20 protein-coding genes are annotated in these 23,680 nt (G+C 33.8%); 14 read left to right on the forward strand and 6 right to left on the reverse strand.

Going from position 1 to position 23,680, the window contains the following annotated elements:
* Positions 1-170: 170 nt before the first annotated feature.
* A complete protein-coding gene (locus ACFSR1_RS22465; RefSeq protein ID WP_378295270.1) occupies positions 171-527 on the forward strand; it encodes a hypothetical protein in 357 nt (118 codons plus the stop codon).
* Positions 528-549: 22 nt separating this feature from the next.
* On the opposite strand, the gene ACFSR1_RS22470 is transcribed toward ACFSR1_RS22465, so the two are convergent.
* Entirely contained in the window at positions 550-1,293 is a 744-nt protein-coding gene (locus ACFSR1_RS22470; protein WP_378295271.1) for a slipin family protein, read from the reverse strand.
* An 805-nt stretch (positions 1,294-2,098) separates the two neighbouring features.
* Between ACFSR1_RS22470 and ACFSR1_RS22475 the strand changes: the two genes are divergently transcribed.
* Positions 2,099-2,998, forward strand: a complete 900-nt coding sequence (locus ACFSR1_RS22475; protein WP_378295272.1) for a glycoside hydrolase family 16 protein — start codon at positions 2,099-2,101, stop codon at positions 2,996-2,998.
* 221 nt (positions 2,999-3,219) lie between these two features.
* Entirely contained in the window at positions 3,220-3,867 is a 648-nt protein-coding gene (locus tag ACFSR1_RS22480; protein ID WP_378295273.1) for a hypothetical protein, read from the forward strand.
* Positions 3,868-3,928: 61 nt separating this feature from the next.
* On the opposite strand, the gene ACFSR1_RS22485 is transcribed toward ACFSR1_RS22480, so the two are convergent.
* Positions 3,929-4,294: a hypothetical protein gene (locus ACFSR1_RS22485; protein WP_378295274.1), complete on the reverse strand. Its 366-nt coding sequence runs from the start codon at positions 4,292-4,294 to the stop codon at positions 3,929-3,931.
* 559 nt (positions 4,295-4,853) lie between these two features.
* On the opposite strand from ACFSR1_RS22485, the gene ACFSR1_RS22490 reads away from it, so the two are divergent.
* Positions 4,854-5,363, forward strand: a complete 510-nt coding sequence (locus tag ACFSR1_RS22490; protein WP_378295275.1) for a DinB family protein — start codon at positions 4,854-4,856, stop codon at positions 5,361-5,363.
* Between the two features lie 9 nt (positions 5,364-5,372).
* On the opposite strand, the gene ACFSR1_RS22495 is transcribed toward ACFSR1_RS22490, so the two are convergent.
* Positions 5,373-6,143: a phosphatase PAP2 family protein gene (locus ACFSR1_RS22495; RefSeq protein WP_378295276.1), complete on the reverse strand. Its 771-nt coding sequence runs from the start codon at positions 6,141-6,143 to the stop codon at positions 5,373-5,375.
* Positions 6,144-6,452: 309 nt separating this feature from the next.
* On the opposite strand from ACFSR1_RS22495, the gene guaB reads away from it, so the two are divergent.
* The 3 genes from guaB to ACFSR1_RS22510 all read left to right on the forward strand — a co-directional run bounded on the left by guaB (position 6,453) and on the right by ACFSR1_RS22510 (position 9,905).
* Positions 6,453-7,925: an IMP dehydrogenase gene (gene guaB, locus ACFSR1_RS22500; RefSeq protein WP_378295277.1), complete on the forward strand. Its 1,473-nt coding sequence runs from the start codon at positions 6,453-6,455 to the stop codon at positions 7,923-7,925.
* Positions 7,926-8,140: 215 nt separating this feature from the next.
* Entirely contained in the window at positions 8,141-9,100 is a 960-nt protein-coding gene (locus ACFSR1_RS22505) for a hypothetical protein (protein ID WP_378295278.1), read from the forward strand.
* Complete coding sequence (locus tag ACFSR1_RS22510) at positions 9,072-9,905, forward strand: tetratricopeptide repeat protein (protein ID WP_378295279.1); 834 nt, start codon at positions 9,072-9,074, stop codon at positions 9,903-9,905. The genes ACFSR1_RS22505 and ACFSR1_RS22510 overlap by 29 nt, the downstream gene beginning before the upstream one ends.
* Positions 9,906-9,971: 66 nt before the next feature.
* Here the strand turns inward: ACFSR1_RS22510 and ACFSR1_RS22515 are convergent, their stop codons facing one another.
* Together ACFSR1_RS22515 and ACFSR1_RS22520 are read right to left on the reverse strand one after the other, a co-directional pair.
* Positions 9,972-10,478 carry an OmpH family outer membrane protein gene (locus tag ACFSR1_RS22515; RefSeq protein WP_378295280.1) on the reverse strand — a complete coding sequence of 169 codons (507 nt, stop codon included), beginning with the start codon at positions 10,476-10,478 and terminating at the stop codon, positions 9,972-9,974.
* Between the two features lie 90 nt (positions 10,479-10,568).
* A complete protein-coding gene (locus ACFSR1_RS22520; protein ID WP_378295281.1) occupies positions 10,569-10,808 on the reverse strand; it encodes a hypothetical protein in 240 nt (79 codons plus the stop codon).
* Between the two features lie 274 nt (positions 10,809-11,082).
* Between ACFSR1_RS22520 and ACFSR1_RS22525 the strand changes: the two genes are divergently transcribed.
* From ACFSR1_RS22525 to ACFSR1_RS22555, 7 genes are all read left to right on the forward strand, one after another.
* Positions 11,083-13,038 carry a peptidylprolyl isomerase gene (locus ACFSR1_RS22525; RefSeq protein WP_378295282.1) on the forward strand — a complete coding sequence of 652 codons (1,956 nt, stop codon included), beginning with the start codon at positions 11,083-11,085 and terminating at the stop codon, positions 13,036-13,038.
* Positions 13,039-13,887, forward strand: a complete 849-nt coding sequence (locus tag ACFSR1_RS22530) for a peptidyl-prolyl cis-trans isomerase (protein WP_378295283.1) — start codon at positions 13,039-13,041, stop codon at positions 13,885-13,887. It begins immediately after the preceding gene.
* Positions 13,871-15,301 (forward strand): peptidylprolyl isomerase, encoded by a 1,431-nt coding sequence (locus ACFSR1_RS22535; RefSeq protein ID WP_378295284.1) that lies wholly within the window; start codon positions 13,871-13,873, stop codon positions 15,299-15,301. The genes ACFSR1_RS22530 and ACFSR1_RS22535 overlap by 17 nt, the downstream gene beginning before the upstream one ends.
* Before the next feature lies 1 nt (position 15,302).
* Positions 15,303-16,256 (forward strand): AAA family ATPase, encoded by a 954-nt coding sequence (locus tag ACFSR1_RS22540; RefSeq protein WP_378295285.1) that lies wholly within the window; start codon positions 15,303-15,305, stop codon positions 16,254-16,256.
* A gap of 185 nt (positions 16,257-16,441) precedes the next feature.
* The gene (locus ACFSR1_RS22545; protein WP_378295286.1) at positions 16,442-16,909 is read left to right on the forward strand and encodes a hypothetical protein; all 468 of its coding nucleotides are present in this window, start codon (positions 16,442-16,444) and stop codon (positions 16,907-16,909) included.
* Between the two features lie 318 nt (positions 16,910-17,227).
* Entirely contained in the window at positions 17,228-19,495 is a 2,268-nt protein-coding gene (locus ACFSR1_RS22550; RefSeq protein WP_378295287.1) for an aconitate hydratase, read from the forward strand.
* A gap of 97 nt (positions 19,496-19,592) precedes the next feature.
* Positions 19,593-20,273, forward strand: a complete 681-nt coding sequence (locus ACFSR1_RS22555) for an NUDIX hydrolase (protein ID WP_378295288.1) — start codon at positions 19,593-19,595, stop codon at positions 20,271-20,273.
* 58 nt (positions 20,274-20,331) lie between these two features.
* Here ACFSR1_RS22555 and ACFSR1_RS22560 read toward each other — a convergent pair whose 3' ends face one another.
* Positions 20,332-23,637, reverse strand: a complete 3,306-nt coding sequence (locus tag ACFSR1_RS22560; RefSeq protein ID WP_378295289.1) for a DUF7452 domain-containing protein — start codon at positions 23,635-23,637, stop codon at positions 20,332-20,334.
* Positions 23,638-23,680 lie beyond the last annotated feature (43 nt).

Raw genomic sequence — 23,680 nt, forward strand, 5'->3', positions numbered from 1 at the left:
GAAATCTATATTAATTAGATGTGACAGGGCTTTTTGTAAATTGTTCTAGACGACCAAACGTGTAAAGAATTAATGAATACCTTTATAAAAAAATAAATCCGAAATCTGGAATGAAGATATCGGGGAATAAATCTGAAATGATATCTCTTAGAAATATATTTGAAAAAAGGATGTTCCTATTGATTGGAATTATATACCTTATTTTTCATTTTTTTATAGCAGGAGTAAGATTTCCAGTAGGAATGAATCAAACGGTTGGATGGGGTTCAGATATTATTAATTTATTCTACTTTTTTGAACCTTCCTTGTGGTTGTTGTTTTTACTCGGATATGGAATATTGCAACTCATAGGAATAAAGACCAGAGAAGTCTTATCTATGATTCACGTAGGATTAATCGTTTTATCCTTAATTGTTTCTTCTAAAAATATTCAATTCGAAATTATTCTGATAATTGGGTTGGTTTCATTAGGCGCCTTTTTGCTTAATATCTTTTGGTCGGTTAGACATAGAAAAGCTAAAGACTAAATAGCTACAATGATAGGATATGTCATTCTGTTTCTTTAGGTTTTCTGCTCAATACCTCTTCCGGGAATGGGAAAATAATCGTAGAGTTCTTTTCTGCTGCAATGTTAGATAACGTTTGATACAGTCTTAATTTTATGGCAGAGGGAGATTGATCGATTAATTTACCTGCTTCCAGTAGCTTGCCTGCTGCTTGCTCTTCTGCAAGTGCTAAAATGATTCTCGCTCTTCTGGAACGTTCTGCTTCTGCCTGATTAGCCATCATTCTACGCATATTTTCCGGCAACTGAATATCTTTTATTTTTACATCTATAATTTCGATACCCCACTCTTTTGTTTCCTGTTCTACAATACCCTTTATATTCTTTCCCATTTCTTCACGTTTGGATAAAATAGTATCGAGCTCCACCTTACCACAAACATCTCTTAAAGCAGCCTGTGATAACTGTGAAATAGCAAATCTATATTCTTCTACCTCTAATACTGCCTTTTCAGGATCATTGATCTTAAAAAAAACAACACCATCAATACTACAAGGAACATTGTCTTCTGTCATCACTTCTTGAGAGATTACATTTATCGTAATCACACGGATGTCTACTATTTGGATAGTTTCTATAATTGGGATGATCCACCTAAAACCCGGTTGGAGGGTTTTGATATATTTTCCAAAACGGAATTTCAAGGCTCTTTTGTATTCAAAAACGATTCGTATTCCGGCAAATAAAAAAATGACGAATATAATACCTGCAATTGTTATTGGGTTCATTTGATTTGTTTTTTGCGTTAAGTACTTTACTAATTTTCAAAAAGCCTTAAAGAAAGCTATGGAAGGGGAAAGAGATTGCTTTTTAGACTTCAACAATGTAACATAAAAAAGAAAACAATGAGCTTTCATTTTTGTTTAAGGTGTTCCTACTAAAGTTACGAAAAATAGGAAGGAGGACAAAACATTTAACGATTTGTATTTAACCCAAGGTTATAATTATTTATAACAAATTAAAAAGAATAAAAATCTGTAGTATTATAAAAACCCGTTTAGAATATTCGTAATCTATAATAAATCATAATAGTCGACCTTGACTTGTTTCAGGTTCGCATTATAAATCATTGTTTATAAGTGTAATGAAATTCCGAAATAAATTCGGAATGACGATAAATAATTCCATTATTACACAAAACATACAATCATAAAAATCTTTAAATGATTAACTTTTTTACTTTTGAAAGGAAACTATTTTCTCCTCTTAAGAAGAAAAACATGGCTTTTTTCTAATGGATGTAATAAGATACAAGTCTGATTTTGAGTTCTTTTGCTGTTAAAATATCTTAAGTTTTTCTTAAGTTTTAAAATTATAACAAAAAAAACAGCAATAAAATTACGAAAACGTTTGCGTTATAGAATTTTCTTTAATCCCGCATGAAATCTAAGGTTAAAGCATTGTGACATTTGATTAATTATCAAAAAAATAACATAAAAATAATATTTTCAATATAGTTTAAGTCATTTATTTAACAAATTGGTAATTCAGGTATTAATTTGGTGACATTATTGTTAACTAAAATTTAATACTATGAGAACACTTGTCAAATTTTTAGGGCTTTTATTATTAATCTGTTTTGTATTTGCATGTGAAGTTGAAGATGCTATAGTTGAAGAAGTCTCTGATAAACCGGAAAATGTAGATGAACTCATAAGTGCAAAAGGACCTTGGAGCAGACAATTTACCGATAACTTTAATTCTAATGGTAATTTGAACAAATGGGAGAGAACGCATAATAGAGCAGATTATAATTCTAGTCGTTGTACATATAGAAATTGGAATTCTGAAATTGCTAGTCTTGATGGGCGCAGTTGTTTGCGTTTACAAGCCTATAAATCAGGCGATGACTCTTATGAATCAGGGCATGTAAAATCCAATTTTGATTTTCATCCTGGAAGAAATGAAGAGTATAGATTGACGGCAAGAATTAAATTAATCGCTAGAGAAGGAAATAATTATAAAGGATTTGCAGAAACGTATGGTGCGTGGCCTGCATTTTGGACTGTTAATGAAAGAAGTAATACTTGGCCTACTCGTGGAGAAATTGATATCATGGAGGGATATTCTTTTGGTAATTCTGCAAGATTTGCCAGTAACTTGTTTTATGGTGAGAACTATTTACAAAATCAGTTAGGTACAAATGCAGAAAGAGGTTACAGTGTCGGAGAAGGATGGCACACCTATCAACAAAGATGGATCAACAGAAATGGCAGTGTGACTGTACAAATCTATGTAGATGGAAATCGTGTTGCTAATTATACGAATAGCGTGGATAATGACCTAAAGTTAGAGAATTTTAAAGATCATAATATTGTATTTAATTTAAATGTAGGATCTGATACAGGTATTTTTAATAATTCTAGAATAAACATCTTCTGGAATACCTATATGTATGTAGATTATGTACGATTAGATAAGCGAAGTATTTAAAAAGTAATACTATTGAAGCTGAAATTTACTGTCTCGTGGTTATTTCGGGACAGTATTTTTGATTTATAGTTTATCAAGAATTTAAAATAGAATAGTCTCTAAAGTATATTAACTAATTGAACTAATAGGTTAACTCAGTCAAAAGATAGTTTAACAAAATATCGGTTTTCACTAGGTGTAACAATTACTAGTTTTGGTATAAGTTTTGAAGACCAATCAATATGAAAAATAGCATACTTACCACTTTGTTAATAATATGCTTTGGGTATGCCGAGGCTCAGGATTTAAAATGTCTTGATGTTCAATATAAACTTCGAGGATATTTTTACGCAGGAACCAGTAAAACGGATACAGAAGCTCCGGGAGGTTTTTATCAGGCACAGAATAAACCTATAAAAAATAATCAATTTATTAAGGAAATAGGGAAGACTTCAGATTTTCAACTAATTGTTAATACGGATTCTATAACTGAATTTCAAAAAGGAGTAAAAGGATTTAAAGTGTTTCTAATCAATAATACCGATTCCATTATTCAATTATCTGCTCAAGACAGCAGGATTTCTGTTATTCGACAAGTTTTTTATAATAATAAATGGCAAGACATAGAATATTTACCAAGCAGTTGGTGTGGCAATAGTTATCATTCTGTATATATCAATCCAAATGAATATTGGGATTTTACTGCTCCTTGTATAGAAGGAAAGATTAAATCGAAATTTAGATTTAGGTTACATATAGGAATGATGAGAAATTTGGAGGATATAGTAAATATATACTCTAATGAATTTGAAGGAAGTTTTAATAAAAGACAACTTAAAAAAGAGCAGGGACATAAACCGATTAATATAATGGATCCCTACAATAACTAAATTGATTTAAAAAGGGTTAGAAATAGTATTAAATATTTGCTAACCCTTTTGCGGCTGGTTATTAAGGTCGCTGTATGGTCACATCTGTGCTATCACTTTCTGCACAATTATTAGTTTTTTGAGTGATTGATAATACATCTCCGATTCCGGCATTGGACTGACCAAATGGTGCAAAAAAGCTTCCATCATTATTTGCGGTTACCGTGGTAGATATTCCTGTGGTGTCTGTAATGGTTATAGTAGCCCCCGGTTTTACAGATCCCGCAGTGCCACTAATTGCCAATCCTCCTGCGGCAATGGTAATAGTAGCTTTCATATTTTCTGCATCAGGTTTTGGACATTTTTCTTTTCCGCAGCTAACCCCAATAAATGAAATGGCGATTACCATTAAAAAACTGGTGATTTTTCTAGAATGTATAGAGAGCATAATTATGTGATTTTTGTTTTTAAATGTAAGTGCAGTCGTACTTAAAAAGGAAAGACTTGGTAGAAACGATTTTTAAGTTTTTTTGAAAATTAGTATTACAAAAAAGCCTAAAAAAAATAATTACCACGTAGTTTTGAATACTTCCACTGTTGTCAGAAATGCATACAATTACATTTATCTAGTTTTTTCTTACCCTCGGTTCTGACTGGCCCATACTCAAAGAGAGAGTTTTTGGTGTCACATTTTTTTAGGCTTTTTGTTTATTACATATATTGAATTTTGGCTAACTCAAATAATTATAAGAACTTCAATATTGTTTTTCAAAAGTAAGCTATACTATTATATAGGTAAAGAGTTAAATAACTGATTTTTATAGGGGTTTGTTACCCTTGGTCTGGTTATTCTTTATAGTAGATCGATTGTATCCTTAGAAATAAATATAGGAGTAAATAGACCACTCTTTAGTATGAAGTTATTTTTCTTTTGCACCTATCATTTAATCTTTATACTATATTTTGGTTAACAGAAGAATTTAGAAACCACAAATAAGACATTAATAATGAACCATAAAACTATAATTAAAGGTTTATCAAGAAACCAACAAGTTTTTAAGCAGTTGCTAAAAGGTATCCCCAAAGAAGAATACATCTGGAAAGATAAACCGGGTCGTTGGTGTTTATTGGAGATCGTCTGTCACCTTTATGACGAAGAACGTGAGGATTTCAGAAAAAGAACAAAGCATGTGCTTGAAACCCCTGATGAACAGTTTATGCCCATTGATCCAGAAGGTTGGGTTAAAGATCGAGACTATATCAAACAAGAATATGATAGGGTTCTAAATAATTTTTTAGAAGAACGAAAAGCATCTCTACATTGGCTAGATTCTTTGGTAACTCCAAGTTGGAACAACATATCAGTTCATCCTGATTTTGGTGAAATGACTGCCCAGCAGTTTCTCGCTAACTGGCTCGCTCATGATCATCTCCATTTTAAACAAATCACAAATTTAAAGCTTGATTATTTGAAATATGCTTCAGGAGAAGATTTTTCGTATGCGGGTGGTTGGTAATTACTTAATTTAAAAAGATTTAGAAAAATATACTCCTACACCATCTCCTGTAAAATGTGGCGCAAAGGCAATATCTTCTGAGTTTTTAAAAGGATTCCAAGATATAAGATGTTCATAATGGTACACCAATCTGGTAGTTAGGATACCGATACCTGCACCAACCAAAACATCAGAGAGGTAATGTTTGTTATTCATCATTCTTAAACTACCTGTAGTAACTGCAAAAAAGTATCCGCTATATGCTAAAAGTGGACTGGTATCTATAAACTCTTCATATAAAACAGCAGCAGAAACAAAAGCCATAGAAGTATGTCCAGAAGGAAAGGAATTCAACTGAGATGGATCTCCGGGTCTTGGCTTACCAACTTCTTTCTTTAGTATTGTTGTGGCTGCACTGGTTACCAAAGATGATATTAACAGATTTTTAGTTTGATCAAACCAATGGTTTCTGGATTCAACTCCAAATATATCAGCAGCATACATTTGTACAATAGGTGCATATCTAGTATAGTCATCCATGCCAAAGTAAAAATCATTTCCTACAGAACTTCTGATATCTTTTTGTAATGATTTCTCAAAATCACTGGTGGATAATAGAATCCCAGAAGCAATTAATGTAATAGGTACAATTCTTTTTGTGAATAAATTCTTTTTGGGTTTTTTACGTTCAGTTTGCTTAGAAGTTTTCAATTGAACTTTGGTAAGTGGCGATTCTGTAAACTGGGCATTTGTAATATTGATACATAAGCATACCAATAGCAGGCTAATACTAATTCTCATAGGTTATTCTTTTTTGGGGCTACAGGTGATTTGGGGTCAACCTGTTCGAAATATACTATTTAAATATTAAAATAATGTTAAAAAAACATATATTTTATTAACGTTTTTTTAAAAAATTATTGCATAAAATGATTTTTAATAGGTTTAAAACCAGTGTTTAAGGTTGTTTTGCTAGTTTTTTAATAATTCGACAAAATCTATTATTTCTTTAATTCTTAAGTCCAAAAATAAAAAGGACATTACTCCTGTTGTTTAATAGGAATCCTTTAAAAAAGGCTTATATTTGCACGCAATTAAATCTTAATTGCGATGACAGCACACGAATCCAAAATCGTTGGAGAAGGACTTACCTATGACGATGTACTTTTAGTACCAGCATTTTCTGAAGTGTTACCACGAGAAGTAAGTATTCAAACAAAATTTACCAAAAACATAACGATTAATGTTCCTATAGTTTCTGCGGCTATGGATACCGTTACAGAAAGTCGCATGGCTATTGCTATGGCACAAGAAGGTGGTATTGGTGTGTTACATAAAAACATGACCATTCAGGAACAGGCGATGAAGGTGCGTAAAGTTAAAAGAGCAGAAAGCGGAATGATTATCGACCCTGTTACTTTACCATTAGATGCTAAAGTAGCTGATGCTAAAAATAATATGCGGGAGCATAGCATAGGAGGTATTCCTATAGTCGATGAAAACCACAAACTTTTAGGTATTGTTACCAATCGCGATTTACGTTTTGAAAAAAATAATGATAGACCTATATCAGAAGTGATGACTAGTGAGAATCTGGTGACTGTTGCCGAAGGTACTTCATTACAGGAAGCAGAAGTAATCCTGCAAGATAATAAGATAGAAAAGTTACCTGTAGTTAATAATAATAACACTTTGGTAGGTTTGATTACTTTTAGGGATATTACTAAACTTACCTTAAAGCCAAGTGCTAACAAAGATAGTTTAGGGCGTCTTCGCGTTGCTGCTGCAATTGGTGTTACGGGAGATGCAGTTGATCGTGCTGAAGCACTTGTAAATGCTGGAGTAGATGCTGTAGTTATTGATACAGCACACGGACATACAAAAGGAGTAGTTAGTGTCCTAAAAGAAGTAAAAAAGAAGTTTCCGGATCTGGATGTCATCGTAGGTAATATTGCTACAGCAGAAGCAGCTAAGTATTTAGTAGAAGCGGGTGCTGATGCGGTAAAAGTTGGAATTGGACCTGGATCGATATGTACAACGCGAGTGGTTGCTGGAGTTGGATTTCCGCAGTTTTCGGCTGTATTAGAAGTTGCATCTGCAATAAAAGGATCTGGGGTTCCAGTTATCGCAGATGGAGGGATCAGATATACAGGTGATATACCAAAAGCAATTGCTGCAGGAGCGGATACAGTGATGCTAGGTTCTTTATTAGCAGGAACAAAAGAATCTCCCGGAGAAACTATTATATACGAAGGAAGAAAGTTTAAGTCGTATCGTGGAATGGGATCTGTTGAGGCTATGAAACAAGGTTCAAAAGACCGTTATTTTCAGGATGTAGAAGATGACATTAAAAAATTGGTTCCCGAAGGAATTGTGGGTCGTGTTGCCTATAAAGGAGAACTTTATGAAAGTATTCATCAGTTTGTTGGTGGATTACGTGCAGGTATGGGATATTGTGGAGCAAAAGATATCAAAACACTTCAGGATACCGGAAGATTTGTGAAAATTACAGCAAGTGGTATACATGAGAGTCATCCGCACGATGTAACCATTACTAAAGAAGCACCTAATTATAGCAGGTAATCTGCAGGATTAGATATAAAAAAACTAAAGCAATATGGTAACGTATTGCTTTTTTTGTATGTTTATTTAAACTCAAAATCAATCAAGTAAGAATAATGAAAATAAAATGTGTTATTTTTTTTCTAAGTTGTATTTGTATAGGGTGCTCTAATCATCAAAAACCTTCATTCAATAAGGTAGATACCCAAGGCGAATGGTTAGTACAAGCAATCCACATGGATAAAGACTATTATAAACCAAATACCGTAATTATGGAGTTTATTGGAGATAGCCTTTATTATAAAAATTTGGATGAAGAAAGACAATTAGCAAAAAGAAAATTAACATATTCTAAAGATTCAATAGCTATAGACACTGTTCAGATTCCGATAAATAAGTTTAAAATTGATAATGATCGTCTTCAATTTATAAACAGTATAGCACATAAGATTGTTCCAACAGATTCAATCAATATAAACAGCGTAAGAGATGCTTTATTCTCACAGAAATGGGAAACTGATCAAGGGGTTTTTATATTTGAAAAAAAAGGTGATAGGTTGAAGTTTATTCCAAAAAAAATAAAAGGATACAATCGTTATTGCTTTGAAATATTGTCTTACAAGAATACGGCTTTTTTGCTTAAAAAAGGTAATCAAATAGCTTGCAATAGAGACTATCAGTTTATTGAACAGATTATTTCTGTTTCCGAAAAAGAGATAGTCACTTTTGGATTTGTGGATGGGGTTTTTAAAAACATTGTATATAAAGCTTCAAAAGTACCAGAGAATTTGAAACCAGCTGTGTTTCAATTATGTAATCAATATATAAATAAGAATAATCCAAGAGATCGATATTATTATCACGGAACCGAATATAATGGAGGTTTGTATCACATCAGGAAAATTGTTGATCAACAATATAATGCACCAGAAGGTTCTAAAGAATCTGGAATTTTTCAAGTCAGGTTTGTAGTTAATTGCGAAGGAAAAGCTGGGATGTTTGAGCATCAAGCTTTTGACTATGATTATAAACTCAAAAAATTCTCAGAAGCAATTGGTAATCAGATTCTTGAAATCGTAAAAGGAATGCAAGATTGGATTCCTGGAAGACATCCAAAGACAGACCAAATTATTGACACATATATTTATTTAAGTTTTAGAATAAAAGATGGAAAAATCATTCGCATATATCCTTAATTGCATTCTGTTTATAATTTTTTGTTCTTGTCAAGAAACAAAAAAACAAGATTTTGAAAACCTGACGGCAGAAGAAAGGGTTTTAAGAACCAAAGAGCTAGAATATCAAAGAGGATTTCATTATCAAGCTAGTTCGTTTCGTCAGGCTTATACAGATTCTTTAATTGCATTGAATCCAGAAAATGCTAGTTACTATCAAGGTAAATCGATAGGGCACAGCAAAATAGGGGATTACCATATTTCATTTCCTTTATTAGAAAAAGCAATGAAACTCGATCCCAAAGAAACATTGTATTATACATCTTGGCTGATGACTGATTTATATAAAGATTATGATCGTGCCATAGAATATCTTAATCGATATGATGACTATACTCCCGGACAAGTAGATTATGCCTGGGGGAATAATGTAAACTTTCTTAAAGGAGAAGTTTTGCAGGCATTAGGAAGACATGAAGAAGCAATAGCGGAATTTACAAAAGCAATAAATGAAGAAGGAATGGAATATATAGATCCTTCGGCATTTCCGTATAGAGGTATTAGTTATACAGCATTAAAAAAATATAAAAAAGCGATTGCAGATTTTGATTTAGGTATTAAAGTTTATGACAAATCTTCATTGTCACACTATTATAAGGGAATCGCATTATTGGAGATTGGTAAGAAAAATGAAGCTCTAGTGCATATAGAAAAAGCCAAAGAATTAGTATCTAAGGGATTTAAAAAATCAGATCCTTATAAAGAAGTGTATAATGAAATATACTTAATGCAAATAGAGGATAAACTTAGAGAAATAGGTAAATAATTGAAAAGCCTTAGGTATTACGCAATATCTAAGGCTTTTCAATTATTTTGTGATGGATCTAATCTATTATTGCAGGGGAATACCCAGTTTTGTCATTACTGTTTTAGTAAGATCAAATTTTGGATCTACATATGCCAAACCACTGCTAGTGATAGTTAATACTTGTGTATATCCTTCAGCTTTGGCAACTTCTTCTAATGCTTTACCAATTTTGGTATATAAAGGTTGTAATAGTTTATTTTGCTCTAGTTGAACCAATTGTGAACCATTTTGACGGAATTTAGCAATGTCATTTTCTAAATTGATGATTTCTTCTTGCTTTGTCTTTTTCATCGGCTCTGTCATAGCTGCTACTCCATCTTGATATGCTTTTACTTTAGCCTGGTAATCATCCACTTTTACTTTTAGGTCAGCCTCTAACTTTGTATTGTATGCTTTTAAGTCTTCCTGTACTTTAGTAAGTTCAGGCATTTTAGAAAGTATAAAATCCGTATCGATAGTTCCTACCTTAGACTGTGCAATGGTTTGTGCACTGATAAACAATAATAGAATTGGAAATAATATGTTTTTCATTGTAACTTGTTTAATTCTTAATTTTAAAATTTTTGCAAATATATAAGGTCTAAGGCAATATACGTGCCAAGACCCATATTTTTTAAAAATCTATTCTTCAAACAGTTGACCACGATGAGGTTTTAAGGCATCTCTTACTGTTTTCATTTCAGAATCTGTAACCACCATAAAAGCAATACTGTGCATTTCATTAATATCTTGATGTCCTGTGATATTTGTAGACAGTTTTTCTAAAGTGATATATTCCTTAAGATGAATTTCGTGATGCGTTGCTGTTTTACTCGCAGCCGGACCTCTAAAATCCCAGATAAGTTTTAGTTTTCTTTCCAATTTTTATGATATTGTTATTTGTTACGAATCTTCTAATACACTTTTTCCTTCTTCTGCAAATGCTTAATCTCTAAGTAGCGCAATTTTAATTTTGCGAATGTATTCTATAATTATTATTTCCAATTAGGACATAAAATGCCAATATAGGGAGATTCATAAAACTTTAAAAGCTATTTAATACTATAGTGCCCTAATCATTCGTTACAAGAAAGAGCTTGTAAAACGTATTAATATTGTTATTTTTGTCCGATTGGGGACTTTATTAAATAGAACTATGCACAAAAAATCTATTCTACTTTTTTTAGGAGTAATTCTTTGCTCCCTGGTATATGGTCAGGAAAAGGATTCTGTACTTCTTACGATTAATGACTCACCGGTGTATACATCAGAATTTAAAAGAGTTTATCTCAAAAATATCGATTTGGTAAAAGATGAATCTCAAAAGGATATTGATGAATACCTAGAACTTTTTATTAATTATAAACTAAAGCTTGAGGAAGCTAAAGAACAAGGACTCAATAAAAAACAATCATACATAAAAGAGTTAGAAGGATATAAAAAACAGCTCTCTTCAGGATATCTCACGGATACAAAAGCGTCTGATGCTTTAGTGAAAGAGGCATATGACCGTTTACAAGAAAGAGTAAATGCCAGTCATATTCTGATTCAGATTCCACCGGGTGCATCTCCAAAAGACACTTTAGCGGCCTATGAGAAAATTACGGAAGCTAGGAATAAGATTGTTAATGGTGCTGATTTTAAAGAAATAGCTGTTCAGTATAGTCAGGATCCTTCAGTAAAGAAAAACGGAGGGGATTTAGGGTGGTTTTCGGCTTTTAGAATGGTATATCCTTTTGAACAATCAGCTTTTACAACTGGTATTGGAGAAGTGTCAAAACCTTTTAAGACAAGGTTTGGTTACCATATCGTAAAAGTTAATGACAAACAGAAATCATTAGGAGAAGTAACGGTAGCACATATCATGGTTGCCTTCAATAAGGAAAGAACTGAAAAAGAAGCAGAAAAAAGAATCCGGGAGATTAGTGCTCAACTATCGCAAAAAGCTTCTTTTGAATCCTTAGCGAAACAATATAGCGATGATCGCAATACTGCAGTTAATGGAGGTGAAATAAATCGATTTGCACAGGGCGCATTAAATTCTGAGAATTTTGAGAAAGTTGCTTTTTCTTTGAAATCACCGGGAGAATTATCAGAACCTGTTAAAACAAAGTATGGTTGGCATATTATAAAACTAATAGAAAAACATCCTCTAAAAACTTTTGAAGAGTCAAAAGGAGAGCTTACACAAAGAATTAAGAAAGATAGCAGGTCTCAACTGATTACTAAATCCTTTATAAATTCTTTACGAGAAAAATATGCTTTAAAAAGAAATGAAGAAGCAATAGCGTATTTCAATACCATAGTGCCAACGACCATATTTAAAGAAAAATGGGAGATTCCTGCTGATGAAATGCTAAAGAAATCTATGTTCTCAATTGGTGATGATAGTTTTTTATATAATGATTTTGCTGGTTTTGTAGCACAAAGAAGCGGTAGAAAAACAAAGATGTCAGATGTTTCAATTTTTATAGATTCGATGTATGACGATTTTGAGTCAGAAAAACTACTTCAATATTATGAAGAGCATTTAGAAGAAGATAATCAGGATTTTGCCAATGTGATTTCAGAATATAGAGATGGGTTATTACTCTTTGATTTGATGGAATCTAAAATATGGAATGCGGCAAAAAATGATTCGGTTGGGCTCAAAAAGTTTTATGAAGCTAGAAAGGATACTTATGTTAAAGAAGAAACTTATAAAGTTGTCAAAGCATCTTCTTCTAAAAAAGAGCTAATCGATAAAACTAAAACTCTTCTTGAAAATGGAAAATCAATTGAAGAGATTAAGAAGGAAGTAAACACATCTGATGACAATAAAGTTATTTTTTCGGAAGAAGAAATTACAAAAGGAGAGAATGACGTTTTTATCAATTTTTCAGGTAAAAAAGGACAAGTCGTTAGTATGAATCAAGATAATTATATAACCCTATTCAAGGTATTAGAAATAATGCCATCCAGAGTTAAAACTTTTGAAGAGACTAAAGGTAGGGTTATTAACGATTTTCAGGAAGATTTGGAAAGAAAATGGTTAAATGAGCTCAGAAAAAAATATTCTATTGAGCTTAATAAGAAAACTTTGAAAAAAATTAAAAAAGAACTATCCATATAAATGCGATCTATCTCAATCATAGCACTTTTTCTTTTATTGGTTTCTTGCGGAAATGTAAATCGTCAATCAAATAAAGAGGTTGTAGCAAGGGTTAACGAAACATATCTTTATAAAGACGAGATTAAAAACCTTGTTCCGGATGGTGCGTCCAAAGAAGATAGTACTAATATCATAAATAATTATATCAATATTTGGGCAACAAGGCAATTATTTATAGATCAATCTAAGCGTAATTTGACAGAAGTAGAGCTTCAGGATTTTGATAAGCTTGTAGAAGATTATAAGAGTACTTTGTATATCAATGCATACAAAGATGCTGTAATCAATAAATCTATTAATATGGAGGTTACAGAAGATGATATGACCTCCTATTATTCAGAAAATTTAGAAAATTTTAATCTGAATGAAGAATTAGTAAAGTTACGTTACTTACATTTGCCACCTGATTATAATAATATTGTTGCAACGCAAACACGTTTTAATCGTTTTAATGAAGAGGATGAAGAAGATTTGCGAAGTAAAAAGTTAGAATTTGTTACTTTTTCTTTTGCTGATTCTATTTGGGTTCAGTTTGATCAGGTATTAAATAAGATACCGGTTCTTAAGAGTCAGGATAGGGATAAAGTGCTCAAAGATGGTAAATATGTGCAATTACGGGATTCTCTGGGAGTGTATATGTTTAAAATTAAAGAAGTATTAAAGAAGAACGAAACAGCACCTTTGTCTTATATAAAACCAACAATACGACAGATTATATTAAATAAGAGAAAGCGGGAGCTGATTAAAAAATTAGAAAAGGATATTACCAAAGATGCTATTAAAAACAAACAATTTGAAATCTATAATTAAGAAGATTACCTGTCTTATTACTTTATTTTTATTTGGAGCAGGAAGTCATATATGTGCTCAGGAAATTATTGAAGATGTTAAAAAAGAAACAGAAAAGAAAGAGGATTCTGTAAAACCATCTGAAAGAATTAAGATAGATGGAGTTGCAGCGGTTATCGGAGAACACGTAATTCTGGATAGTGATATCACTATTGCATATCAACAATTGATCAGTGAAGGTGTTTCTGCATCAGATGTGAGTCGTTGCGAGCTGGCAGGAAGTTTGTTTGAGAACAAATTATATGCACATCACGCAGTACAGGATAGTGTTGTTGTTACAGATGCAGAGGTAAATTCTATGGTGGATCAGCAATTGAACTATATGACCAGAGAGATCGGGACCATGGAGAAAGTTCTTAAGTTTTATAGAAAAGATAGTGAAACGGAATTTAGAAAAGAACTTTTTGAAATTAATAAGAGCAACCGATTAGCTGAGCAAATGCGTTCTAAGATCGTAGAAGATGTAGAAATTACTCCAGAAGAAGTCAGAGAGTTTTTTGACGAGATCCCAAAAGAAGAAAGACCCCTTTTTGGTACAGAATTAGAGCTTGCTCAGATTGTCATAGAGCCCAAAATACCTGAAGAAGAGGAGCAAAAAGTTGTTGATAGATTAAAACAGTTTAGAACGGACATTGTAGAAAACGGAAGCAGTTTTGCTACAAAAGCTGTGTTGTATTCTCAAGATCCCGGATCGAAATCAAAAGGAGGTAAGTATACGCTAAATCGTCAGACACCGTTTGCAAAAGAATTCAAAGATGTAGCGTTTAGTTTACAAGTTGGAGAAGTTAGTGAGCCCTTCAAAACTGATTTTGGATGGCATATCATACAATTGGATAAGGTAAGAGGAGAAGAAATTGATGTAAGACATATTCTTCTTGTTCCGGACGTAACCAGAGAAAGCGTAGAGACAGCACAAAAGCTTGTAGATTCAGTTCGTACTGCTGTAGTTTCAGGGACCATAGGTTTTAAAGAAGCAGCAAGAAAATTTAGTGACGAAAAAGAAACCAAAGAGGATGGAGGACAATTATTAAATCCAACAACCGGCGATACACGTTTTGAACTTACCAAAATTGATCCTATATTGTACGATCAAGTATCAAAATTAAAAACGAATGAAGTTTCGTTGGTGATTCCTGATCAGGATCGTCAAGGCCGTAAAAAGTTCAAATTAATAACGGTTTTGAATCGGTTTGATGAACATATTGCAGATTACTCTAAAGACTATTTAAAAATACAAGAGTTAGCGCTTAGAAAAAAGCAGATTGAAGCAATTCGTAAATGGCAGGAAGAAAAAATTAATGATACTTATATAAAGATTAATGGAGAGTACAGAGACTGTGAGTATAGCGGTAACTGGTTAAAAAAAGAAAAATAATATGTCTGACGTTGCAGCAGTAGAAAAACTGGTAAGCAAGCATGCCGAACTCAAAAAAGAAATAGCTAAAATAATCATAGGTCAGGAAGTAGTAATTGATCAAATACTTATTTCTGTATTTTCCGGAGGTCACGCTTTACTAATTGGAGTTCCGGGATTGGCTAAAACCTTAATGGTAAATACTATTTCTAAAGCGTTAGGACTCGATTTTAAAAGAATTCAGTTTACACCGGATTTAATGCCTAGTGATATATTGGGAAGTGAAATCCTAGATGAGTCAAGACATTTTAAATTTATCAAAGGTCCTGTGTTTTCAAATATCATCTTAGCAGATGAGATTAACAGAACTCCTCCAAAAACACAAGCGGCATTATTAGAGGCAATGCAGGAAAGAGCTGTTACCGTTGCAGGACATCACTATAAACTAGATTTACCCTATTTTGTATTAGCTACACAAAACCCTATTGAGCAAGAAGGGACATATCCTTTACCTGAAGCTCAGTTGGATAGGTTTATGTTTGCTATAGAACTTAAATATCCTAGTTTTCAGGAAGAAGTAGAAGTAGTAAAGAGTACCACTGGAGATACTTCGGCTACGATTAACCCACTATTTACAGCACAGGAAATTATAGACTTCCAACATTTAATCCGTCGCATTCCAGTTGCGGATAATGTGGTGGAATATGCAGTAACAATGGTTTCTAAAACCAGACCGGATGGCGAATCTGCTACAGATTTAGTTAAGAATTATATCGATTGGGGTGCTGGCCCGAGAGCATCTCAAAATCTTATTTTAGCAGCCAAAGCCAATGCTGCAATTAAAGGGAAGTTCTCTCCAGATATAGAAGATGTACAAGCAGTAGCGATGGGGATACTACGTCATCGTATGATCAAAAACTACAAAGCGGAAGCAGAAGGTGTAAGCATTGAGGATATTATCCAAAGTCTATTTTAGATAACAAAATTGTGGTAGAGGTATGAGTATCTTAGCATCACTTCTTTTGTAACAAAATAGAATTTATAAAATTATAATTTAAAAAGGTTTAATTCGTATCTACCGGATTAAACCTTTTTCATTTCTATAAGTCATATTGTTGAACGTTCATTAGAGATATAGTTTAATAAAAAGAAAATTAGTAAATGAAAAATATTTTAGCTTACGCGATGATACTGTTTTTAGGAATCTTAACGGTGTCTGCACAATCAGAAGATGATGGATTAGATAGGAGAGAAAATCGTAAACAAAAGAGAGAATTAAGAAAAGAGTTTAATGAAAGCCTTTCTGAAGATCAAAAGGCACAATTAGAATACCAAAGACAATTACATACAGAACATAGAAAGACTTTGCAGGCAACCTATACAGAAGAGCAATTAGCAATTGTTCAAAATGAAGATCTTTCTAGAAAAGGAAAGCATAAAGCCTTAAAACCTACCTTAAGTGATGAACAAAAAGAGATGAAAAAATCACACAAGGAAGCTATGAAATCAGAGAAAAGTAAATTTGAAGCATCTCTGAACGAGGAACAGCTGAAAAAGTATGGAGAACTAAAGAAGAAAAAAAGAAGGAGAGATCCTGATCACAGAAAAGGAAAAAATAGAGATCGATAAATTTAGTTTACGTTATAGACAAAAAGTGAAGTTATTAAACTTCACTTTTTTTATGCATTTCTAAGAAATCTGATGTTTTTAAGCCAATAATTTAACATTTTACTATAACGTTTTCGTAATTATTAAGGATACGGGTTAAAATATTAGATGTTTTTTTATACGATTACTATTTTACTTGTTTCATAATTGACGATTTCTGTAAATAAATATGATATTTTTTTCAAAAACGTAAAAAAGGATTATTAACGCCATTCATTTAATAAAATCCTTTAAAATTTGTATTTTCGTCGGACTTTTCAATACATAAAACACAACTATATGGCATTCGATATCGATATGATAAAAAAGGTTTATGCTCAGGTTGCAGAAAGAGTAGATGCTGCTCGAGAAGTGACTGGAAAACCTTTGACATTAGCAGAGAAAATTTTATACTCACACCTTTGGGATGGGAAAGCAAAAAATGCTTTTAAGAGAGGAAAAGACTATGTTGATTTTGCACCAGACCGTATCGCGTGTCAAGATGCAACCGCTCAGATGGCACTGTTGCAATTCATGCAAGCCGGTAAAAAGAAAGTTGCTGTACCAACAACGGTACATTGCGATCACCTAATTCAGGCAAAAGTAGGCGCAGATAAAGATTTAAAATCTGCTATGGATACTAGTAGCGAAGTGTTTAACTTTTTAGAATCAGTATCAGATAAATATGGAATTGGGTTCTGGAAACCGGGAGCTGGGATTATTCACCAGGTAGTACTAGAAAACTATGCATTCCCTGGAGGTATGATGATTGGTACCGATTCGCATACAGTAAATGCAGGAGGATTAGGAATGGTAGCCATAGGTGTTGGTGGAGCTGATGCAGTGGATGTAATGGCAGGAATGCCCTGGGAATTAAAATTTCCTAAATTAATAGGTGTAAAGTTAACAGGTAAATTATCTGGTTGGACAGCGCCAAAAGACGTAATTTTAAAAGTAGCAGAAATTCTTACTGTAAAAGGTGGAACCGGAGCTATTGTAGAATATTTTGGCCCTGGAGCAACATCTATGTCTTGTACAGGAAAAGGTACTATCTGTAATATGGGTGCCGAAATTGGAGCTACAACATCTACCTTTGGTTACGATGAATCTATGGAACGTTATTTACGTGCTACGGATAGAGAAGATGTTGCAGATGCTGCAAATAAAGTGAAAGAGCACTTAACAGCAGATCCAGAAGTATATGCAAATCCAGAACAATATTTTGATCAAGTAATTGAAATCAATCTATCTGAACTTGGACCATTATTAAATGGACCATTTACTCCGGATTTATCTACAGAAGTGGGTGTTACAATGACCGAAAAAGCAAAAGCTAACGATTGGCCATTACAAGTAGAATGGGGATTAATAGGTTCTTGTACCAACTCTTCTTACGAGGATTTATCTCGTGCTTCTTCGATTGCACAACAAGCATTAGACAAAGGATTAAAAATGAAAGCAGAATTAGGAATCAATCCTGGTTCTGAGCAAGTAAGATATACAGCAGAGAGAGATGGTATTCTTGGAATATTCGAAAAATTGGATGCTAAGATTTTTACCAACGCTTGTGGACCTTGTATCGGGCAATGGGCAAGATATAGTGATCCTAAAAATGCTCCAAAAAACAGTATCGTTCACTCCTTTAACAGAAACTTTGCCAAACGTGCGGATGGTAACCCAAATACACACGCTTTTGTAGCATCTCCAGAATTGACTGCTGCAATTGCTGTTTCAGGACGCTTAGATTTCAATCCGTTAACAGATAAGTTGATCAATGAAGAAGGGCAAGAAGTAATGTTCGAAGAGCCAACCGGATGGGAATTACCTCCAAAAGGATTTGAAGTAGAAGATGCTGGATATATCGCTCCACAAGAAGATGGTTCTGGAGTAGAAGTAAATGTAAGTCCTACCTCAGAAAGGCTTCAATTATTAACTCCATTTGAGCCAATTGGGAACGAAATTAAAGGAGCTAAATTATTGATCAAAGCTTTTGGTAAATGTACTACAGACCATATCTCTATGGCAGGTCCCTGGTTACGTTATAGAGGACATTTAGATAATATTTCTAATAACTGTTTGATCGGAGCAGTGAACGCTTATAATAAGAAAACTAACTTCGTGAAAAATCAATTAAATGGTGAATATGACGGAGTTCCTAACGTACAAAGAGCTTATAAAGCGGCAGGAGTTCCTACTATTGTAGTAGGTGATCATAACTACGGAGAAGGTTCTTCTCGTGAGCACGCTGCAATGGAACCAAGACACTTAGGTGTTGTGGCTGTAATTGTAAAATCATTTGCACGTATACACGAAACAAACCTTAAGAAACAAGGTATGTTGGGGCTTACTTTTGTAAATGAGTCAGATTATGACAAAATTCAGGAAGATGATACCATCAACTTCTTAGATCTGCACGAGTTCTCACCAGAGAAGACTTTAAATATCGAGTTTGTTCACGCAGATGGATCAAAAGATATAATCGAAGTAAACCATACCTATAACCATGCTCAAATTGAGTGGTTTAAAGAAGGTTCTGCTTTAAATTTAATCAAAAAGCAAAACGCTTAAGAATCGATTAGATATAATAAACTATTTAAAACTCCTGAAGACTATTCTTCGGGAGTTTTTGTTTTATAAAGCCACTGAATTTTGTAAATTTGCGTATATGGTACGCCAAAATATTAAAGTAGCGGTTGATGCAGTAGTCTTTGGTTATAAAGATAAAGCATTACATGTGCTTTTGATTAAAAGAGATGTAGAGCCGTATAAAGATTCGTGGGCAATACCAGGTGGTTTGGTGTTGGAGAATGAAAGCCTAGAAGATGCTGTGGAACGTGAGCTTAAAGAAGAAACTAACGTAACTGTTGATTATTTAGAGCAGCTGTATTCTTTTGGTAAACCCGGTAGAGATCCTAGAAATAGAGTGGTAAGTGTTACCTATTTTGGTTTAGTAAAACCAGAGCATCATAGTATAAAAGCAGATACAGATGCAAATGATGTGGCTTGGTTCGATATCAATGAACTTCCTGAATTAGCTTTTGATCATGCTGTAATTCTTGATATGGCTAAAAAGAGACTACGTAATAAATTGACCTATGAACCCATAGGTTTTGATTTACTTGCTGATAAGTTCCTGTTCTCGGATTTAGAGAAACTGTATATGACTATTTTGGATAAGCAGATTGACAGAAGAAATTTTAGAAAGAAGATTCTAAGTTTTGGTATTTTAGAAGAACTAAAAGAAAAAATATCCGAAGGAAGAGGAAGGCCAGCTAATCTTTTCAAATTCAATCATAAACAATACTTCAAGCTTAAAGAAGAAGGCTTCCTTTTTGATATAAAATAAGCCTGAATTCCAAGTTGTAAAAACAAGAAATTCAGACTTTATGTGTTTTGCTTTATGATTAGTTTCCAATTATCATTTTATTGGTTTTAATTAACTGTCCGTTTACAACTAATGAATAAAAGTAAACACCGGCTTTGAGCGTTCCTTTTCGAAAGTTGATTTGTTTCTGATCTTTTTGCAACGAAATCTTTTGTATAGCTTTTCCGGTAACATCGGTAATCTGTATACTACCAGAAACAAATCCGGGAGCAAGTTGTATAGTGATTACCGTTTGATCTGTAAAAGGATTAGGTATATTGGATATTAATTGATTAGAGTTTTTAGCGATTGTTTCAAAATCCAATTGCGGAGTTTGTGCAATATGCATTGTATTTTCTCGATTTCTATAATCGATGTGACAGGCTCCCATGTATGTTGGGATACTTATTTTTTCCCTATCAGAGTTTTTTGATGTTATTGCTTCTATCGAAGAGCGTGTGGGTATAGATGGATCCAGGATCCAATCTACGATATGAAAACCAGGAGAACCAGAACTGTCGTAAGACGATAGTTTTAATTTAGAGTTATTTCCGCTAGACCATATCATTCCGGTATTGTTGCCATCCGTTTGTAACCAGGATCTTCCGCGGCCTGGTAAAGGAGTATCCGGGCTAAGCGTATATAAGTGAAAATCGTGACCTTCTATATCATCTCCTCGTAGCGAAGTATTTCTACTATCGTTTTGACCATTATGAATTTCCCAAAGCAAACCACTGGCATTTGTAATATTTATATCATCACCGGATCGTCTGCTTTCTATCGTACTGTTAGGCCCTCTTAGAATGATTCGGTTATCTTTAGGAAGATGGTTTGATTTTGTTTTAACCCTCCATACTTTTATTCCATTTCCAGAGAGAAGATTATCAAACCCCCAAGAAGTGCTACTTGCTGTCAAACGAGCCTCTAACATAAAGTATTCACTAGTACCTTTTGCAGGATCATAAAGAATAACAGGTCTTTTGGCATCTGTAAGTGCATTGCCACCCAGGGTGTTAGCATTAACAACCATACTGCCTCCACCCTCAGATATTTGATACACTCGAGGTTGTACCCATCCTAATCGCATTTTGTGATAAGAATCCATATTTATAGACCATTTATCATCTTCTCTGGATGTAATAGTACCACTCATTATAGTGGAGCGTTGATTAAGTCTGAAACCAGCTCCATATAAATCTTTTGTTCCTAACGAATGAGAAATTTCATGAACTAACGTTGCAAATCCAGTTCCTTCTCCACATATAGCTACGGATCCTCTATATTTGTATCCGCCGCTAAAATCTGCATTACCGGACCATCGATTGGCGCCACTATCTGCGAACGATACTGGATGTGTGGCGGTTGTCCCTGAAATAGGGATATCTGCTCCAATAATTACAATTTGCAACTCATCAGCGGTAATGGTTTTATCACCATTTGTGTCATAACGACTAAAATCAAATCTTGCTCTGGTAGCAGCCAATTCAATCATTTTAGGGATGTCATCTTCCCATCTTCCGGAAACACCTGGACATAAAGAATTTCCATTTAGCATTCTTCGACCAGAACAATTAAGTAAAGATTCGTTGATAGAAGTACTAGGATTATCTTCCATGGTTACAGTTACGATACCAGCCTTATGAAAAGTGAAATTACCATAAGAATTTTCTTTGAAATATTCTCTTACCGATGGATTGCTACTTCCTGTACCGCTTCCAAAAAACATAGTGTCATAATACGAAACAGTATGAGGGTTATGAAATCTCATATCACTATATTGGTTTCTAATAACTAATAATGGCCTACTACCTCTGGCTTGTTTTCCATTAACTCTCATGGTTCCATATCCAAACTCACTTAGGATGCTACTTGGAACTTCTTCTGCTCCTCGTTTCCAATTAGAGCCTCCAAAACCTCCGGTAACAGCACTTCTTGTAATTTCGTTTTTATTACGCACAAAGAGTGTTAGAGTCCCTTGACCGCGGGCATTTCCTTTAGGCACATCAATCCAGTTAAGCTGTATCATATTCCCAGTTCTGGTACCTACCGCAACATTTGCCCAACCAGGTATTCCTGAGTTATAATTACGTTCTCCGAACCAAATAACAGTATTTCCTACCTGGCGGATGTAATAGGAACCATTATCATTTCCTCTCCATTTTCCATTTAGAACGTTTTGATTATTTATACTATGAAAACCTGCTGGTCTCGAGCTTAGCAGATTTGTTGGTCGTGTAGTTTTCGACCACAAGGATCCTCCAAAACCACTGCCACCAGTTTTGGATATAGAAGTTCCTGTAGCATTTATAGCTAATGTGAGCGTACCGCTTCCTTGAGCCCTTCCTTTAGGTACATCATAAAATTGTCCTGTTATTTGATATCCATTTACTCTTCCTTTGAAAACATTTGCCCAACCTCCGTTGGGATGTTCGCCAAACCAATAAATATCTTGCCCGGTTTGACGAATATAATAATGTCCTCCATCGTTGCAAGTATAGTAACCACTTATATTAGGAGCTGATAAGTCAAAAGCAATTACATTAAACTTGGCGTTGGACGGAATCGTAGTGCGATCTTCGTTATAGAGTTTCCATCTTCCGCCATTATACCACACACCAACCTCATGGGCATTATACGGACCACTAGTCCCCCAATTGTTAGTGGTAAAAACAAAAGAATTAGGCCTATTATTAGTGTCAAAATCATTGAGAGTGGTAATATGGCTGGTAGAATTGGATGAAGCTGTATGAGTAAAAGACTTGCTGTGATCTACTATTATATTAAATTTGGCACCAACCGGCATAGCAACAAAATCTTGATTAAAAATATGCCATTTTCCGCCATAATAATACACACCAACGCTATGTGGATTGTATGTTGAAGTCCAAAATTGAGTAAGTATAATTTTGGCTGATGAGTTATTGTTAGTTGCAGGATGATCTATTGTAGTTATATGACTATTGGTGTTAGAGCTTGTTGCACTATGGATAAATACACGCGCATCCGCAGATGTTTGTGTTAACACATTAAATGTGGTATTTACACTCATAGTTGCTCTGTTTTGATTAAAAATCCTCCATTTTCCTCCATAATAATACACTCCAACAGGAGAACTGTTGTATTGGCCTGAGGCATAATCATGAGTAACAAATAATATTGCTCCGGGTCTGTTGTTTGTTCTTGGATTATCTATTGTTGTGATATATCCTGATGTATTTGTAGCCGTAGCTTTATGTTTAAAAGTTGATGATTGAGCATAAGCTAGTACTCCAAAAAATAAAGCTAGTATGGTATTTAGCGATACGATACGAACATAACTTGTAAAAGGTGAACTCCAGTTTTTCATGATCTTGTGGTTTTAAGGTTTGTTAGAAAAAGTGATTAAAACA

Source organism: Aquimarina rubra, assembly GCF_042684305.1.
GTDB lineage: Bacteria > Bacteroidota > Bacteroidia > Flavobacteriales > Flavobacteriaceae > Aquimarina > Aquimarina rubra.